The 16,067-nt window shown below is 68.6% G+C and carries 17 protein-coding genes and 2 riboswitches; of the genes, 15 read left to right on the forward strand and 2 right to left on the reverse strand.

Annotated elements, in window-relative coordinates:
• The first annotated feature begins 23 nt into the window (after positions 1-23).
• The 10 genes from H512_RS0121770 (at position 24) to H512_RS26795 (ending at position 8,916) form a co-directional block, all read left to right on the forward strand.
• On the forward strand, positions 24-980 hold the full coding sequence (locus H512_RS0121770; protein WP_026785203.1) for an ABC transporter permease: 957 nt from the start codon (positions 24-26) through the stop codon (positions 978-980).
• The gene (locus tag H512_RS0121775) at positions 977-1,933 is read left to right on the forward strand and encodes an ABC transporter permease (protein ID WP_026785204.1); all 957 of its coding nucleotides are present in this window, start codon (positions 977-979) and stop codon (positions 1,931-1,933) included. Before H512_RS0121770 ends, H512_RS0121775 begins: the two co-directional genes overlap by 4 nt.
• The gene (locus tag H512_RS0121780; RefSeq protein ID WP_084798694.1) at positions 1,930-2,967 is read left to right on the forward strand and encodes an ABC transporter ATP-binding protein; all 1,038 of its coding nucleotides are present in this window, start codon (positions 1,930-1,932) and stop codon (positions 2,965-2,967) included. The genes H512_RS0121775 and H512_RS0121780 overlap by 4 nt, the downstream gene beginning before the upstream one ends.
• A gap of 2 nt (positions 2,968-2,969) precedes the next feature.
• Positions 2,970-3,974, forward strand: a complete 1,005-nt coding sequence (locus H512_RS0121785; protein WP_036793210.1) for an ABC transporter ATP-binding protein — start codon at positions 2,970-2,972, stop codon at positions 3,972-3,974.
• 158 nt (positions 3,975-4,132) lie between these two features.
• Entirely contained in the window at positions 4,133-5,224 is a 1,092-nt protein-coding gene (locus tag H512_RS25490; protein WP_053240139.1) for a sialidase family protein, read from the forward strand.
• A 26-nt stretch (positions 5,225-5,250) separates the two neighbouring features.
• A complete protein-coding gene (locus tag H512_RS0121795) occupies positions 5,251-6,501 on the forward strand; it encodes a four-carbon acid sugar kinase family protein (protein WP_169507204.1) in 1,251 nt (416 codons plus the stop codon).
• Positions 6,502-6,643: 142 nt separating this feature from the next.
• Positions 6,644-7,381 (forward strand): FadR/GntR family transcriptional regulator, encoded by a 738-nt coding sequence (locus H512_RS0121800; protein ID WP_026785208.1) that lies wholly within the window; start codon positions 6,644-6,646, stop codon positions 7,379-7,381.
• A 56-nt stretch (positions 7,382-7,437) separates the two neighbouring features.
• Positions 7,438-8,205 carry a 2-keto-4-pentenoate hydratase gene (locus H512_RS25495; protein WP_053240140.1) on the forward strand — a complete coding sequence of 256 codons (768 nt, stop codon included), beginning with the start codon at positions 7,438-7,440 and terminating at the stop codon, positions 8,203-8,205.
• Positions 8,206-8,379: 174 nt separating this feature from the next.
• Positions 8,380-8,526 carry a hypothetical protein gene (locus H512_RS27275; protein WP_156899604.1) on the forward strand — a complete coding sequence of 49 codons (147 nt, stop codon included), beginning with the start codon at positions 8,380-8,382 and terminating at the stop codon, positions 8,524-8,526.
• Positions 8,527-8,757: 231 nt separating this feature from the next.
• The gene (locus H512_RS26795; RefSeq protein ID WP_084798696.1) at positions 8,758-8,916 is read left to right on the forward strand and encodes a DUF3563 domain-containing protein; all 159 of its coding nucleotides are present in this window, start codon (positions 8,758-8,760) and stop codon (positions 8,914-8,916) included.
• A 77-nt stretch (positions 8,917-8,993) separates the two neighbouring features.
• On the opposite strand, the gene H512_RS25500 is transcribed toward H512_RS26795, so the two are convergent.
• The gene (locus tag H512_RS25500) at positions 8,994-9,521 is read right to left on the reverse strand and encodes a histidine phosphatase family protein (RefSeq protein ID WP_053240141.1); all 528 of its coding nucleotides are present in this window, start codon (positions 9,519-9,521) and stop codon (positions 8,994-8,996) included.
• Positions 9,522-9,707: 186 nt separating this feature from the next.
• On the opposite strand from H512_RS25500, the gene H512_RS0121825 reads away from it, so the two are divergent.
• From H512_RS0121825 to H512_RS25505, 3 genes are read left to right on the forward strand one after another with little or no spacing between them, the layout of a single operon-like run.
• Positions 9,708-9,920: a CbtB domain-containing protein gene (locus H512_RS0121825; RefSeq protein ID WP_026785209.1), complete on the forward strand. Its 213-nt coding sequence runs from the start codon at positions 9,708-9,710 to the stop codon at positions 9,918-9,920.
• Between the two features lie 10 nt (positions 9,921-9,930).
• Complete coding sequence (locus H512_RS0121830; RefSeq protein ID WP_026785210.1) at positions 9,931-10,671, forward strand: CbtA family protein; 741 nt, start codon at positions 9,931-9,933, stop codon at positions 10,669-10,671.
• A gap of 4 nt (positions 10,672-10,675) precedes the next feature.
• Complete coding sequence (locus H512_RS25505; protein WP_053240142.1) at positions 10,676-11,302, forward strand: hypothetical protein; 627 nt, start codon at positions 10,676-10,678, stop codon at positions 11,300-11,302.
• Positions 11,303-11,321: 19 nt separating this feature from the next.
• On the opposite strand, the gene dps is transcribed toward H512_RS25505, so the two are convergent.
• Complete coding sequence (gene dps / locus H512_RS0121840; RefSeq protein ID WP_210162739.1) at positions 11,322-11,795, reverse strand: DNA starvation/stationary phase protection protein Dps; 474 nt, start codon at positions 11,793-11,795, stop codon at positions 11,322-11,324.
• 184 nt (positions 11,796-11,979) lie between these two features.
• Positions 11,980-12,194, forward strand: a riboswitch (cobalamin riboswitch).
• Positions 12,195-12,299: 105 nt separating this feature from the next.
• Between dps and metE the strand changes: the two genes are divergently transcribed.
• Positions 12,300-14,621, forward strand: coding sequence for a 5-methyltetrahydropteroyltriglutamate--homocysteine S-methyltransferase (gene metE, locus H512_RS0121845; RefSeq protein ID WP_036793096.1), 2,322 nt, complete (start codon positions 12,300-12,302; stop codon positions 14,619-14,621).
• Between the two features lie 120 nt (positions 14,622-14,741).
• Positions 14,742-14,940: riboswitch (cobalamin riboswitch) on the forward strand.
• A 114-nt stretch (positions 14,941-15,054) separates the two neighbouring features.
• Positions 15,055-16,067, forward strand: a 1,013-nt coding sequence (gene nrdD, locus H512_RS0121850; RefSeq protein WP_026785213.1) for an anaerobic ribonucleoside-triphosphate reductase, incomplete at its 3' end; no start/stop codon positions are given.

Below are 16,067 nucleotides of genomic sequence, written 5' to 3' on the forward strand. Positions count from 1 at the left end.
CACATCCGCGGGGAGGACCGCTCATGGGGCGCTACGTACTCAATAGACTTGTCAGGTGGATACCGTCTGTCCTGATCCTGCTCCTGCTCGTCTATGCGCTGGTGTTCTTCGGCGCCGGCGACCCGATCAAGCTGATCTTCCTGCAAGCGCCCGGCGACGTCGCCTACGATCCGGCGCGCGTCGATGCCATCCGCGAGGCGGCCGGCCTCAACCGGCCGTTCCTGCTGCAATTCTGGGATTATGTCCTCAACGTCGCCCAGGGCAACTTCGGCAACTCGCTGGTATCGGGCCGCTCGGTCAACGCGATGATCCAGGCGGCGCTGCCGGTGACCCTCAAGATCGGCCTCACGGCGATCCTGATCGTCTCGGTGGTCGGCGTCATCCTCGGCGTGATCGCCGCCCTCAACCAGAACAAGTGGCTCGACAACCTGATCGTCGGCTTCGCGCTGATCATCTGGGGCATCCCGGTGTTCGTCGCCGGCCCGCTGCTGATCGTCTTCCTGGTGCTGGTGCTCAATCTCGACGTGCCCTACGGCTGGGCCGGCCTGTTCAGTGTCAAGGTGATCGTGCCGCTCCTGGTGCTCGGGCTCAACCCGATGGCGCTGATCATCCGCCAGGCGCGCGCCGGCGTGCTCGAAGTGCTGAGCGAGGACTACGTGCGCACCGCCCGCGCCAAGGGCATTCCCAACCATCAGGTGGTGATGCGCCACATCATGCGGCCGGTGCTGACGCCGGTGGTCAGCCAGATCGGCCTCCTGGTGATCGCCACGCTCAACAACTCGATCCTGATCGAGAAGGTGTTCGGCCTGCCGGGCCTCGGCCGGATGACCGAGACGGCGATCAAGTCGTCGGACTACCCGGTGATCCTGGCCATCGTGCTGATCTTCTCGATTGTGGTCATGGCCTCCAACCTACTGGTGGACATCTCCTACCCGCTGCTCGACCCCCGCGCCGCCGCGAAAAAGACGGAGGATGAATGATGACGGACCAAGCCCTCCCCCTGCCGCAGGAAGAGAAGCAGTTCAGCCTGGCCAAGGACGCCTTCATCCGCCTCGTCGCCAACCGGCTGGCTGTCGTCGGCATGGTGCTGGTCGCCTTCCTGTTCTTCATCGCCATCTTCGGGCCCTATCTCACGCCCTATGACTTCCTGAGCCAGGACCTTCTGTCGCGCAACCAGGCGCCGTCCTGGCAGCACTGGTTCGGCACCGACGACCTCGGCCGCGACATCCTGAGCCGCGTCATCTACGGCTCGCGCACCGCCGTCATCGTCGGCTTCTCGACGGTGTCGTTCAGCCTGGTGATCGGCCTGTTCATGGGCGCGCTCGGCGGCTATTTCGGCGGCAAGGTCGATGCCTTCGTGGTCTGGCTGATCGACATCACCATGTCGATCCCCTCGCTGCTCCTGGTCATCGTCATCAACGTGTCGCTGAAGCCGCCGCTGGTCAACTGGATGGACGCGCAGTTCGTGGCCACCGGCAACGAGTTCTACCGCAACACCATCTGGGTCGACTTCGTGCTGGTGTTCGGCTCGCTGGCGCTGATCAAATGGCCGAAGGCGGCCCGCATCATCCGCGGCCAGATCCTGTCGATCCGCAACAAGAACTACGTGCTGGCCGCCGAGGCGCTCGGCGTGCCGACCTACAAGATCGTCCGCCGCTACGTCATCCCCAACGCGATCGGCCCGATCATCGTCTACATCTCCGCGGCGCTCGGCGAGGCGATGGTGCTGGAATCCTCCTTCAGCTTCCTCGGCGTCGGCGTGCGGCCGCCCATCCCGAGCTGGGGCAACATGATCTCCGACGGCCTGCGCATCTGGCAGCTCTACCCGCACGTCCTCGCCGCCCCGGCGGCGGTGCTGGCGATCGTCACCATCGCCTTCAGCTTCCTCGGCGACGGCCTGAACGACGCCCTCAATCCCCGGCAGTGGAAATGAGGCCGCAACAACAAGAAAGAAGGGAGGGCGCCGTGACCAAGCTGCTGGAAGTCAACAACCTGCACACGCGCTTCAAGGTCCGCAACGGCTATCTCCACGCCGTCAACGGCGTGTCGTTCAGCCTCGACAGGGGCGAGATGCTGGGCGTGGTCGGCGAATCGGGCTGCGGCAAGAGCGTGTCGATGATGAGCTTGATCCGCCTGCTGCCGCCGGCGGCGGAGATCACCGACGGCGAGGTGCTCCTCGAAGGCGAGGACATCACCCACGCCAGCGTCAACAGGGTCAACGCCATCCGCGGCTCCAAGGTCGGCATGATCTTCCAGGACCCGATGACCTCGCTGAACCCGTTCATGAAGATCGGCGAGCAGGTCATCGAGAGCATCGTCTTCCACAAGAAGCTGGCCAAGGCCGAGGCGCTGAAGCAGGCGGCCCGCTACCTGAAGATGGTGGGCATCTCCAACGCCGAGCACCGGCTGAACGAGTATCCGCACCAGCTCTCCGGCGGCATGCGGCAGCGGGTGATGATCGCCATGGCTCTCCTCAACGAGCCGTCGCTGGTGATCGCCGACGAGCCGACCACGGCGCTCGACGTCACCATCCAGGCGCAGATCGTCGAGCTGGTGAAGGGCCTGCGCGAAAAGCTCAACATGTCGATCATCTGGATCACCCATGACCTCAGCCTCTTGGCCGGCATGGTCGACCGGATCATGGTGATGTACGGCGGCTACATCGTCGAGGAGGCGGTGCTCGACGACATCTACAAGTCGCCGCTGCACCCCTACACGATCGGTCTCCTGAAATCGATCCCCAGCCTGAAGACCGAGGCCGGCAGCCGCCTGCCGTCGATCCCGGGCGCGCCGCCCAACCTGTTCGCCGAGCCCACCGGCTGCCCGTTCGCGCCGCGCTGCACCTACCGGGTCGACCGCTGCACCCGGGAAGTGCCGGCGCTGGCCACGGTGCCGGGGGCGGAAGGCGACAGGCCGCATCGCGTCGCCTGCTGGGTCGACATGCGGGGAAGGGGGATCGCGCAATGAACATGCACGCCAAGCAAGAGCCGCTGGTCGTGGTCGAGAACCTGGTCAAGCATTTCCCGGTCAAGATCGGCGCCTTCGGCAACCAGTCGGCGGTGGTGCACGCTATCGACGGCGTCAGCTTCGCCATCTACAAGGGCGAGACGCTCGGCCTGGTCGGCGAATCGGGCTGCGGCAAGTCGACCACCGGCTTCGCGCTCCTCCAACTGCACAAGGCGACGTCGGGCAGCGTCAAGTTCGACGGGGTCGATCTCTCCAAGCTGCCGGCCAAGGACCTCCGGGCCATGCGCAAGCGGGTCCAGATCGTCTTCCAGGACCCCTATTCGACGCTCAATCCGCGCATGACCATCGGCGAGGCGCTGGCCGAGCCGATGCGCGTGCACAAGATCTGCCCGGAGAAGGACATCCAGGGCCGCGTGGCGCGGCTGATCCGCGACGTCGGCCTCAATCCCAATGTCGCCAACCGCTATCCGCACGAATTCTCGGGCGGCCAGCGGCAGCGCATCTGCATCGCCCGGGCGCTGGCCAGCGATCCCGAGTTCATCGTCTGCGACGAGCCGATCTCGGCGCTCGACGTGTCGATCCAGGCGCAGATCATCAATCTCCTGATGGACATCCAGGAGAAATACAATCTCACCTACCTGTTCATCGCCCACGACCTCGCCGTGGTCCGCCACATCTCCGACCGGGTGGCCGTGATGTATCTCGGCAAGATCATGGAAATCGCCGGCAAGGACGAGCTGTTCGGCCGCCCCTTGCATCCCTACACCAAGGCGTTGCTGTCGGCCGTTCCCGAGGCCGACCCGGACGTCGAGCGGGGCCGCAAGCGCATCATCCTGCAAGGCGACGTGTCGAACGCCATCGATCCTCCCTCCGGCTGCCGCTTCCATCCGCGCTGCGCCCATGCGCGGCCGATGTGCGCCGGCGAGGTTCCCGAACTCGAAGACCGCGGGGAGGGGCATTTCGTCGCCTGTCTCCGCGTGGCGGAGATTGAGAAAGAGACCGTCTAGCAGTCAGGACCACCAACAGAATCGCGCGCGTCCGCCCGATCGCCGAGCCAGCGGCGATCGGGACAGGGAAAGCTCGTCCCGGGGCAAGAGGACGACATTCCGGGACGTGCCGTTCCGGGCCGGCGAAAGACCGGCGAACAGATAGCGGGGAGACGCCGATGAAACTGCTTCAAGAGAGGGACATTCCGACGCCGTGCGTGAGCAATCATGCCTCCAACCTCCTGGAGCTTGAGAACGGCGACCTCCTGTGCGTCTGGTTCGGCGGTTCGATGGAGGGCTCCTCGGACATCAGCATCTACCTGTCGCGCTTCGACCGGGCCCGCGACGAGTGGCTGGCGCCGGAGAAGATGTCCGACGATCCGACGCGCTCGGAACAGAACCCGGCGCTGTTCCGCCATCCGGCCGGCGAATTGTGGCTGCTCTACACCGCCCAGGAGCAGGCCGACCAGGGCACCTCCGTCGTCCGCATCCGCCGCTCCGCCGACGAGGGCCGGACCTGGAGCGCGGTGAGCACCCTGATCGCCCGGCCCGGCACCTTCATCCGCCACGCGCCGGTGGTCAATCCGGCCGGGCTGCTGCTGCTGCCGGTCTGGCATAGCGACATGCGCAACGCCTTCGGCGACGATTCCAGCCTGGTGCAGGTGTCGGCCGACGGCGGCCGCAGCTGGGAGGCGGTGGCGGTGCCGGACAGCCGCGGCTCGGTGCACATGGACATCCTGGAGAACTGCCGCGTCGCCTTCTTCCGGCGGCGTCCGTCCGATTTCGTCTTCCGCAGCCAGTCGGAGGACGGCGGCCTCACCTGGTCGACGCCCGAGCCGACGACGCTGCCCAACAACAACGCGTCGATCCAGGCCCGCGAGCTGAGGGATGGCCGCCTCGCCATCGTCTACAACGACATCGCCGCCGCCGGCCGCCCCGGCGAGAGCGCCGTTCCGCCGTGGATCAAGGACCGGCAAGCCTTCCTCGCCGCCTGCGAGATGACCGGCCGGCCGGCCGTCTGGGGCGTGCCGCGCCATCCGCTCGTCCTCGCCACCTCGACCGACCTCGGGCGTAGCTGGCGGAAGGAGCTGGTGCTGGAGGCCGACGCCGGCCGCCGCTCGGCCCGCGACGAGCGCGGCGCCTTTGTCGGCGACTACTCCTACCCGTCGATCATCGAGACCAGGGATGGCCTGTTGCAGGTCAGCTACTCGTATCTGAGGGACTACATCAAGCATGCAACCCTGGCCGTCTCGTTGCGCTCGCCTGAATGAACGCCGACCCCGAGCAGGAGCTCGTCATGAGTCCAAGTGAAAAGACGGCGATCATTGCCGATGACTATACCGGCGCCGGGGATGCGGGCATCCATTTCGCCCGCTTCGGCCGGAAGATCGAGCTGTTGCTTCATGTCGACGCCCTCGGCCGGCGGCAGGACAATGCCGACATCGCGCTGACCTCCGAAACGCGCTTCCTCGATCCGGACGCGGCGGCGGCCGTGGTGCTGGACATGGTCCGGCGCTGCCGGGCGGCCGGCTATGGCCGCATCTTCAAGAAGATCGATTCCACCATGCGCGGCAATCCCGGCGCCGAGATCGAGGCGGCGCTCGGCGGCACCGGCGCGGCGGCGGCGCTGATCTGCACCGCCATGCCGAAGACCGGCCGCACCTGCCTCGGTGGGGTGATCTATCTCGACAGCGTGCCGCTACACCTCTCCGACATCGGCCGCGACCCCTTCCACCCGCTCGGAAGCTCGAACGTGGCCGACCTCCTCGGCCAGCAGACCGGATTGCCGATCGGCCTCCTCGGCCTCTCGGACATCGGGGCCGGCGACGCGGCGCTCGGAGAGACGATCCGGGCGATGATCGGCTGCGGCGTGAAGCTGATCGTCGCCGATGCCGCCTGCGACGATCATCTCGCGGCGCTGGCGCGGCAGCTTGCGGCCGGTGACCTCTTGCCGGTCGGAGCCGGCGGCTTCGCCGAGGCGCTGGCCCGCACGCTGTCGCCGCAGGACGGGGCGGCGAGGGCGCGCCAGGTGGTGCTGCACCGGCCGATCGTCTCGGTGGTCGGCAGCCTCGCCGAGGTGTCGCGCCGCCAGGCCGAGCACGCCGACCGCAGCGGCCTCTTCCGCACCATCGAGATCCGCTCGGACGCCCGGCCGGACGACATCCGCAGCGCCTGCCTGACGCGGCTCGGCGAGCCGGGCCGCGACCAGCCCAACATCCTCCTGCGCGTGGTGGGCGCCGAGCGGCCGGAGAAGATCACCAAAGAGGACGGCGAGCGGGTGGCCGAGAAGCTCGGCTTTGCCACGGCCAGCATCTGCGCCATGGTGCCCTGCCGGACCATCGTGTCGACCGGCGGCAGCACGTCGATGGCGGTGGCCGAGGCGCTCGGCATCGAGTCGGTCGACCTCATCGACGAGATCCTGCCCGGCATCGTCGCCGGCACCTGCAACCGGCCGGACGGCGGCATCGAGTGGTTCATCTCCAAGGCCGGCGGCTTCGGCGACGACAGCCTCCTGACCGAGATCGATGCCCGCTGCGCCAGTGTCTGACGGTCTCGCCGTCGGTCTCCGGCCGCCAGCGGGCGGCCGCGGCCCCGCCGTTCCTCGCCGGCGCGGGCCGCTTGCACAAGTTTACAAATTGGGGTTAGCTGCCGCCGGCTCCCTGTGCAGCCGACAGCCGAGGCCGGAGATCGTGACGAACCAGACCGCGAAGCGCCGGACGACACTTTCGGACAGCGTCTATCATTCCCTCATCAACCGGATCACCAGCGGCGGCTACCAGCCGGGCGAGAAGCTGCCGCCCGAGGCGGCGCTGTCGCAGGAGTTCGGCGTGTCGCGGCCGGTTCTGCGCGCCGCGCTGGAGCGGCTGCGCGAGGAGGGGCTGATCCACTCGCGGCAGGGGGCGGGCAGCTTCGTGCGTGCGTCCGGCGCTACGCCGGTCGGTTTCTCGCCGGTCGAGACGCTGGCCGACATCCAGCGCTGCTACGAGTTCCGCCTGACCATCGAGGCCAAGGCGGCGGCGCTGGCCGCCGAGCGGCGCGACGGACCGGCGATCGACGGCATCGCCGAAGCGCTCGACCTGATGCGGGTGGCCACCGGCTCGCACCAGCACCGCGAGGATGCCGATTTCGCCTTCCACCTGGCGATCGCCCAGGCCTCCAACAACCAGTATTTCGAGGCGACCTTCCGGGCGCTGCGCGCCCACATCAACATCGGCATGCGCCTGCACGGCATGTCGCTGATGAGCGGCGGCGACGCGGCGCTCGAGGAGACGCTGGCCGAGCACATCGGCCTGTTCGAGGCGATCGAGACGGGCGATCCCGGACGGGCGTCGAAGCTGATGACCGGCCATCTCGAGCATTCGCGCGACCGGCTGTTCGGCGGCGGGCTCATCGATCTCCGGCTGTCGCGACAGCCGCCGGCCGCCTGATGCCGCTCGGGACGGACGAGTTGACAAGTTCCAGCTACCGATGAAGGAGTTTGCAAGTGCTGTTGATTGCCGATCCAACCGCCGGTCTCGCCGACCGGCTGGTCGAGGCGCGCCGGAGCGGCGCGAAGCTGACGGCCGAAGCCGGCCTCGTTCCGGCCGACGCGGCCGCCGCCGACGCGGTGCAACTCGCCGTCGCCAACCGCCTCGGGCCGATCGGCGGCTACAAGGTGATGCAGGTCGGCGACGGGCCGGGGAGTTGGGGCGCCATTCTCGCCGACCGCATCTTCGAGGCGCCGGCGGCGGCCGCCTATGCGGTTTCGCCGCTCAAGGTGGAAGTGGAGGTCGCCTTCGTCCTCGGCCGCGATCTGCCCGGCCGGACGGATGGCACGCCTTATTCGGTCGATGAAGTGGCCGAGGCGATCGGCGGCGCCTTCGCGGCCTTCGAGATCCTGGAGAGCCGGCTTGCCGACGATCCCAAGCCGTCGCCGCTGCTGGTCCGCGCCGATTTCCTGGGCAACTGGGGCCTGGTGCGCGGTCGTCCCATCGCCGCCTGGCGCGCCGCCGTCCACTCCGACCTCGCGGTGCGGCTGGAGATCGGCGGCCGCCTCGCCGTCGACCAGCGCGGCGGCCATCCCGCCGGCGATCCGGCGCACGCGCTGACCTGGCTCGCCAACGCGCTCGTCGCCACCGGCCTCGGCCTCGGGGCCGGCGAGGTGGTGACCACCGGCGCCTTCGGCGGCGGCCACGCCATCGCGCCGGGCGAGACGGCGGTGGCGTCGATCGGGGGCTTCGAGCCCATCCGCTTCACGCTCCTGGCGGGGTGAGACGGCGGACGCGGCGGACATCTCCCGAAAGGTCAACGAAGCCTTAAGGCGGCCTTTAGATTTTCTTTGGGTCGCCTTCAGTGAATTCGACTTTGGTATATGCGGGCGGCACCCTATATGGAGGGCGTCGGACGCGGCCATCGAGGCCGCCCGCCTGAAACAAAGGAAAGACAGATGTTCGCGACTGCCCCTCTCAACGAGACGTTCCGCGCCCCCCGCGCCGTCGAGCGGGACACCACCTATGTCCGTGGCTTCGGCTCGGAATACCGCGAGCGTCATTCCATCCGCGCCGCTGGCGCCCGCCGGATCGCCGGCCTCTGAGGCGCGGCCGGACGGCCGTAACGCCTGCCCACGAAGCACCCGGGTCCTTGACCGGCCGGGTGCTTTTCGTTTGTCCGGACGGGCTGGGCCACGGGAAATCCCCTACAGGAAATCTGAAGGCAGCCTTCAGAAGTTGCGATTAGGTCCGGCGGGCTTACGGCGCTATATTGAGGACATCAAGAGAGAAGAGAAACAGACGCCGGAAGTCTCCGGCAGACAAGGAAGTCCGAGATGTTCGCCACCCTCAAGCGTACCGCCAAGCTCCTGCGCACCCCGACCCTCGCCGAGCGTGAACTGGCCTATCTCAACGAGGCCGGCGACCGTTACGACCTCGAAGCCCGCGAGCGTAATCTTTCCCGTGGTGCGCTGAACCGCCACAACGTCTTCTGAACGCCTGACCTTATCAGGCCTGCCGATGTCGAGCGCCCGATCCCCCTGGGATGCCGGGCGCTTTGCTTTTTTAGGCGTCAGAGCCGCAGCGCCCAGCGGCGGCCGTCGCCGGTGAGCGCCACCTCCGCCCAGGGCGTCATGTCCAGCGACCACAGGGCACCCGTCGGAGCATCGAGCACCGCCAGCACGGCAGTCCTGACCACGGTGACCGGGGCGAGGACGACGGCCCGTCCGCTTGCCGCGAGGCTTCGGCCGAGCCAGCCCTCGATCCGGCGCCGGACGTCCGCCAGGGATTCGCCGCCGTGCGGCGCGGCCGCCGCGTCGCTGCGCCAGGCTTCGAGGCCGGCCGGATCGGCGGCGATGCCGGCGAGCGTCCGGCCGGCCCAGCATCCGTAATCGGTTTCGGTCAGATCGGCGACCGCCTCCGCCGCGAGGCCGCCGTCGAGACGGATCTCCGGCGCGCATAGAAGGCGGTCCGCCTCGGTGAGGCGCGTGGCGACGCGCTCCGGCAGGTCTTGCGGCCGCAGCACGAAGGGCGCGCGCGTCGGGAAGGCCGGCGCGCGGCCGGTCGGCGGAACGGCGATCAGCGTCAGGCGGATGGCCATGGCGGTCCTTTTCGTGGCCCGGAGATTGACAGCCGCCGGAGCATGGCGGAAGGTGCTCGTCGATGCCGGGCGGAAGCCGGTGGAAATCCGGCGCGGTCGCGCCACTGTCAGCGGGACATCTCCCGCGAGCCAGACCCGCCCCCGCATCCCATATGTCGCAGGGACGCGCAATCCCAGGAGGCCCACATGTCGACCCTTTCTCCGTCGTCCGTCGTTTCCCCACCCGCCGCCATTCCGCTCGGCGAGGTGCTGCCCTGGGCGATCTTCGCCGGGCTGATGCTGGTGCTGGCCGTCTACTTCGTCGGCGCCGAGGAAGGCGCCACGTCGATCTTCAGCGGCTCCTACGTGCACGAGTTCGTGCACGACGGCCGCCATCTCCTCGGTTTCCCCTGCCACTGAGGGCCGCGACATGACCGGAAAACTGTTGCTGCGCGGCATGATCGCCGGCGTGGCGGGCGGCCTCCTGGCCTTTCTGTTCGCGCGCGTCTGGGGCGAGCCGCTGGTCGACTTCGCCATCGCCGTCGAGGAGCGGGCCGCCGCGGCGGCCGGCGAGGCGGCCGAGCCCGAGCTGGTCTCGCGCGCCACGCAGGCCGGCCTCGGCCTTCTCACCGGCCTCGTCGTCTATGGCGCGGCGCTCGGCGGCATCCTGGCGCTGGCCTTCGGCATCGTCTACGGCCGCTTCAGCCGCCTCGCCGCCCGGCCGCTCGCCGCGCTGATCGGCGCCTTCGGCTTCGTGGCGGTGATTGCCGCGCCGGCGCTCAAGTACCCGGCCAACCCGCCAGCCGTCGGCAGCCCGGAGACCATCGGCATCCGCACCGAAGTCTATTTCGTGATGATGGCGGTGTCGGTGCTGGTGCTGATCGCCGCCGTGGCGCTCGCCCGCCACTACTGGGCGCGGCTCGGCGCCTGGAATGCGACCATCGCCGGCGGTGTTGCCTTCGTGGTGGTGATCGCCGCGGTGATGCTGCTCCTGCCGGCCATCAACGAGGTGCCGGAAGACTTCTCGGCCGTGGTGCTCTGGCGCTTCCGCATCGCCTCGCTGGGCATCCAGGCGATCATCTGGACGACGCAGGCGCTGCTGTTCGGCTTCCTCGCCGAGCGCCTCTTCGCGTCCGCCACGCCGCGCGCCGCCCGCCTCGGCGCCGCCTGACGCCATGCCATCAGGAACACGCAAAGGGCGCGGCGGTCTCGCCGCGCTCGTCCTCTGCCTCCTTGTCGGCCTCGCCGGGCCGGCGGTCGCCCACCGGACGACGCCGCTGACCGCCGAGGAAGCGGCCGGCCTCGAGATCCCCGGCCTCACGCACGGCGAGATGAGCCACGTCGCCGCCTACCGCGGCGCCATCGTCGCCCTGGCGGCGCGGCAGTTTCCGACCGACGAGACGTTCCGCCGGCTGCTCAACCACGCCAACATCCAGTTTACCTATTGCGCCTGGGGGCTGGTGCCGAACGCCCTCACCGACGAGGAAAACCCGTTCAACGAGTGCAGCCACGCCTATCTCGCCGCTTACCGGGCGGTGCTCGCGCGCATGGCCGAGATGCCCGGCCAGCCGCAGGCGGCTGCCGCGCTGGCGGGCCGCATCGACGCGGAAATCCGTGCCGATCCGGAGGCGGAGGCGCTCTGCCAGTATAGTGTCGAGCCCTTCTACACCGGCACGGTGCTGTCGCCGACGTTTGCCGCCGCCCTCGGCCATCCGCCGATCGGGCTTGCCGCCGCCGCCTTCGGGCTGATGCTGGTAGCCTTGGCGCTCGGGCATGCGGCGAAGCGGCGTCGCCCGGGTTGAGCGACGCCGGATACCTGCATCAGTTCTCCAGATGCGACTCCAGGAACCACAGCGCCTTGTCGAGGGCGCGCGAGTAGGCGGTGAGGATGTCGGCCGTGTCGGCGTCGCCGGCCTCGTCGGTCTGGTCGATGCCGTCGCGCACCGAGGCGGCGGCCTTGGCGTAGCGGTCGGTCAGTTCCTTGAGATGGGCGGCCTCGGCGGTGATGTCGGCCGGATAGGCCGGCAGGCGGGTGGCTGCCGCCGCGCCCTGCAACGTGCCATTGGCGATGCCGCCGAGCTGGACGATGCGCTCGGCCATGGTGTCGACGTGGACGTCGATCTCCGAGCGGAAGCCGTCGAGCATCTCGTGGATGGCGATGAAGCGTGGGCCCTTGAGGTTCCAGTGCGCCTGCTTGGTCAGGAGCGCCATGTCGATGCCGTCGGCGAGCAGGGCGCCGAGCACTTCGATGGAAACCTTCTTGGCATTGGACTTCAGCGTATTGCGGGTCGTCATCACATCAATTCCTTTCGATCAGGCAATGGGGCCTTCGGGGATACATATCCGGATCCGTCGCGGCTCACGTACCTTGAGCTACGTAGGTGGTGGATCCAGAGCTTCAAGTTGCAGGAATCCCTGAGGTGATCGTCATCCATATAACGATATCTTTATATCTTTGTTGACAGGGCGGCGGGATAGCCTATCATCGGATCGTCGTGGTTCTCCGCGTCGCCGTCGCGGCGGTGCGGAGCCAAGAGGGAATCCGGAAGGGCGTACGCCCCGGCCGGAGCTGCCCCCGCAACTGTCAGCGGCGAGCGTCCGATCCATTGATGTCACTGGGGCCATGGCCTCGGGAAGACGGAGCGGACGCGGTGACCCGCGAGCCAGGAGACCTGCCACGGCCACATGTCGTCATCGGGCGGGGTGTCCCGGTGGATCGTCCGAACCGTCGGAGCCCGCAAGGGACGACCGGCGGCGGCGCGTCCGCTCGCCTTTGCCCCCAACTCTGGGGTTTCCACCATGTCGCTTGCCATCGCCACGCTCGGCGCGCCACGCATCGGTCCGCGCCGCGAGCTGAAATTCGCCCTCGAAGCCTATTGGGCCGGCCGTCTTTGTGAAGCCGAACTTCTGGACACCGCCGCGCGTCTGCGTGCCGCCAACTGGCGGGACCAGGCCGCCCGCGGTGTCACCGTCATACCCTCGAACGACTTCTCGCTCTACGACCAGGTGCTCGACACCGCCGCCCTGGTCGGCGCCGTGCCCGACGCCTACGGCTGGTCGGGCGGGCCGCTGTCGCTTCAGAGCTATTTCGCCATGGCGCGCGGCGCCGACGGCGGGGCCTGCGGCTGCGGCGGCAGTCATGCGGCGGGCGTCGCCGCCCTCGAAATGACCAAGTGGTTCGACACCAACTACCACTATCTGGTGCCGGAATTCACCGCCGGCCAGCGCTTCTCTCTCGCCTCGACCAAGCCGGTCGATGAGTTCCGCGAGGCCAAGGCGCTCGGCATTCACACCCGGCCGGTGCTGGTCGGTCCGGTCACCTTCCTAAAGCTCGGCAAGGCGGCCGGCGGCTTCGATCCCCTGACGCTGCTCGACCGGCTGCTGCCGGTCTATGTCGACGTCCTGAAGCTGCTCGCCGCCCACGGCGCCGACTGGGTGCAGATCGACGAGCCGATCCTCGCCACCGATCTCGACGACACCGCCCGCGCCGCCCTCGAACGCGCCTATGGCCTGATCGCCTCGGCGGTGCCGAAGCTGAAGGTGATGCTGGCGAGCTATTTCGGGCCGCTCGCCGACAATCTCGATCTGGCGCTGTCGCTGCCGGCCGCCGGCCTCCACCTGGATCTCGTGCGCGGCCGCGCCGATCTCGCGGCGATCGACGGTCGGGTGCCGGCCGGCAAGCGGCTGTCGCTCGGCGTCGTCGACGGCCGCAACGTCTGGCGCGCCGATCTCGACGCCCTCCTCGACCTCCTGCGGCCGATCGTCGCCCGCCGCGGCCTCGACCATCTGGAACTCGCCCCGTCCTGCTCGCTGCTGCACGTGCCGCACGACGTCGAGGCGGAGACCGATCTCGATCCGGAGACGAGATCCTGGCTGGCCTTCGGCCGCCAGAAGATGGACGAGCTTGTCGCCCTCGGAAAGGCGCTCGAATCCGGGCCGGAAGCGGCGGCCGGCGCCATCGCAGCCTCGCGGGACGTGCGCCAATCGCGACGGACTTCGCCGCGCGTCATCCGCTCCGACGTGCGCGCCCGCCTCGCCGCCGTCACGCCGGCCATGGCGCGGCGCAAGTCGCCGTTTGCCGCGCGGTCGCCGGTGCAGCAGGCCCGTTTTGGCCTGCCGGCCTTTCCGACCACCACCATCGGCTCCTTCCCGCAGACCGCCGAGGTGCGGCGCGCCCGCCAGGCGTTCGGCAAGGGCGCGCTGACCGAGGCCGCCTACCGCGACCTCCTGAAAGCCGAGGCCGCCGCCTGCATCGGCTGGCAGGAGGAGATCGGTCTCGACGTGCTGGTGCATGGCGAGTTCGAGCGCAACGACATGGTGCAGTATTTCGGCGAGCGGCTCGACGGCTTCGCCTTCACCCGCCACGGCTGGGTGCAGTCCTACGGCTCGCGCTGCGTCAGGCCGCCGATCCTCTACGGCGACGTCGCCCGCCCCGAGCCGATGACCGTCGACTGGTGGCGCCATGCCCAGTCGCTGACGGCAAAGCCGGTCAAGGCCATGCTGACCGGACCGGTGACCATCCTCAACTGGTCCTTCGTGCGCGACGACCTGCCGCGCGACGTCGTCTGCCGGCAGATCGCTCTCTCACTGCGCGACGAGGTGGCCGATCTCGAAGCGGCCGGCGCCGCCATGATCCAGATCGACGAGGCGGCGCTGCGCGAGGGCCTGCCGATCCGGGCGGCCGAGCGGGGCGGCTATCTCGACTGGGCGGTGGAGAGCTTCCGGCTGACCGCCTCGGGCGTCGCCGACGCCACGCAGATCCACACCCACATGTGCTACTCGGAGTTCAACGACATCATCGCCTCGATCGCCGCCATGGACGCCGACGTCATCTCCATCGAGTGCTCGCGCTCGAAGATGGAGCTGCTCGCCGCCTTCGCCGATTTCCATTACCCCAACGACATCGGACCGGGCGTCTATGACATCCACTCGCCGCGCGTTCCGCCGGCCGGGGAGATGGCGCGGCTGATCCGGGCGGCGCTCGTCCGCCTGCCGGCCGAGCGCATCTGGATCAATCCCGACTGCGGCCTCAAGACGCGCGGCTGGCCGGAGGTGCGGGCGGCGCTGGTCAACATGGTGGCGGCGGCGCGCCAACTTCGCGCCGAAGCCGCCGGGGCCTGAGGGAATGCGCGGCTTTCCGCTTTCCGGAAACGCCGCGCGTCCACAGCTCCTGCACAGGTCGCGTGAGGGGAACTACGTGGACCCCTCATGCCGCATTGACCCGACTCAGCAAGCGGTGGATACCATCCGTTGAGCCGAGGTTCTCCGGATGCCACAACATCTGGAGCGAAGAGGGAAGCCGGTGCAAGGCCGGCGCTGCCCCCGCAACTGTAGGCGGGAAGCGGTCGATCCATTGATGCCACTGGTGCGCTGCACTGGGAAGGCGGATCGGCCGCCGAGACCCGCGAGCCAGGAGACCTGCCCCGGCCGATCGATTTGTCCTCGGGCGGGGTGCACCGGTGGATCGTCGTCGTCGCGCGGCTGGGGCTTCCCCGCCGTCCTCGACCGCGTTCCGCCGCGTTCTTCGTCCTGATCTACCGGGTGCGGAAGAACGATGTCGGAAGTCAGTCCAGTCCAGCCTCCTCTCAGCGTCATCAAACGGTCGGGCGCGCTGGCGCCCTTCGATGCCGGCAAGATCCGGTCGGCCGTCGAGCGGGCCGGCGCCGCCACGGCCGAATTCCAGGCCGGCGAGGCGCAGCTCCTCGTCCTGCAGGCGGTGAAGGTGATCGCCCACCGCTTCGCCGGCCGCACGCCGTCGATCGAGGAGATCCAGGACGTCGTCGAGCAGGTGCTGATCTCGGCCAACCACTTCTCGACGGCCCGCGCCTACATCGTCTACCGCGAGCAGCGGGCCCGCCTCCGGCGCGACGCCAACACCGTCGTCGACGTCGTCGCCTCGATCGACGAATATCTCGACCGGGCCGACTGGCGGGTCAACGCCAACGCCAACCAGGGCTATTCGCTGGGCGGGCTGATCCTCAACGTTTCCGGCAAGGTGACGGCCAACTACTGGCTCTCCCACGTCTATCCGCCCGAGGTCGGCCGCGCCCACCGCGACGGCGACATCCACATCCACGACCTCGACATGCTCTCCGGCTATTGCGCCGGCTGGTCGCTCCGGACGCTGTTGACCGAAGGCCTCAACGGCGTGCCGGGCAAGGTGGAGGCCGGGCCGCCCAAACACCTCACGAGCGCCGTCGGCCAGATCGTCAATTTCCTCGGCACGCTCCAGAACGAATGGGCCGGCGCCCAGGCCTTCTCCTCCTTCGACACCTACATGGCGCCCTTCATCCGCAAGGACCGGCTCACCTACGAGGATGTCCGTCAGTCGATCCAGGAGCTGATCTACAACCTCAACGTCCCCTCGCGCTGGGGCACCCAGACGCCGTTCACCAACCTGACCTTCGACTGGGTCTGCCCCGACGACCTGAAGGATCAGGTGCCGATCATCGGCGGCGTCGAGATGGACTTCCGCTATGGCGAGTTGCAGGCCGAGATGGACCTGATCAACCGCGCCTACATGGAGGTGATGACCACGGGCGACGCCAAGGGCCGCGTCTTCACCTT

Origin of the sequence: Pleomorphomonas koreensis DSM 23070 (assembly GCF_000425185.1) — a bacterium.
GTDB classification, from domain to species: domain Bacteria; phylum Pseudomonadota; class Alphaproteobacteria; order Rhizobiales; family Pleomorphomonadaceae; genus Pleomorphomonas; species Pleomorphomonas koreensis.

Coding starts and splice junctions, on each gene's coding strand:
- H512_RS0121770 (WP_026785203.1), top strand. CDS start 24: ATGGGGCGCTACGTACTCAATAGACTTGTCAGGTGGATACCGTCTGTC.
- H512_RS0121775 (WP_026785204.1), top strand. CDS start 977: ATGATGACGGACCAAGCCCTCCCCCTGCCGCAGGAAGAGAAGCAGTTC.
- H512_RS0121780 (WP_084798694.1), top strand. CDS start 1,930: ATGAGGCCGCAACAACAAGAAAGAAGGGAGGGCGCCGTGACCAAGCTG.
- H512_RS0121785 (WP_036793210.1), top strand. CDS start 2,970: ATGCACGCCAAGCAAGAGCCGCTGGTCGTGGTCGAGAACCTGGTCAAG.
- H512_RS25490 (WP_053240139.1), top strand. CDS start 4,133: ATGAAACTGCTTCAAGAGAGGGACATTCCGACGCCGTGCGTGAGCAAT.
- H512_RS0121795 (WP_169507204.1), top strand. CDS start 5,251: ATGAGTCCAAGTGAAAAGACGGCGATCATTGCCGATGACTATACCGGC.
- H512_RS27275 (WP_156899604.1), top strand. CDS start 8,380: ATGTTCGCGACTGCCCCTCTCAACGAGACGTTCCGCGCCCCCCGCGCC.
- H512_RS26795 (WP_084798696.1), top strand. CDS start 8,758: ATGTTCGCCACCCTCAAGCGTACCGCCAAGCTCCTGCGCACCCCGACC.
- H512_RS25500 (WP_053240141.1), bottom strand. CDS start 9,521: ATGGCCATCCGCCTGACGCTGATCGCCGTTCCGCCGACCGGCCGCGCG.
- H512_RS0121825 (WP_026785209.1), top strand. CDS start 9,708: ATGTCGACCCTTTCTCCGTCGTCCGTCGTTTCCCCACCCGCCGCCATT.
- H512_RS0121830 (WP_026785210.1), top strand. CDS start 9,931: ATGACCGGAAAACTGTTGCTGCGCGGCATGATCGCCGGCGTGGCGGGC.
- H512_RS25505 (WP_053240142.1), top strand. CDS start 10,676: ATGCCATCAGGAACACGCAAAGGGCGCGGCGGTCTCGCCGCGCTCGTC.
- dps (WP_210162739.1), bottom strand. CDS start 11,795: ATGACGACCCGCAATACGCTGAAGTCCAATGCCAAGAAGGTTTCCATC.
- metE (WP_036793096.1), top strand. CDS start 12,300: ATGTCGCTTGCCATCGCCACGCTCGGCGCGCCACGCATCGGTCCGCGC.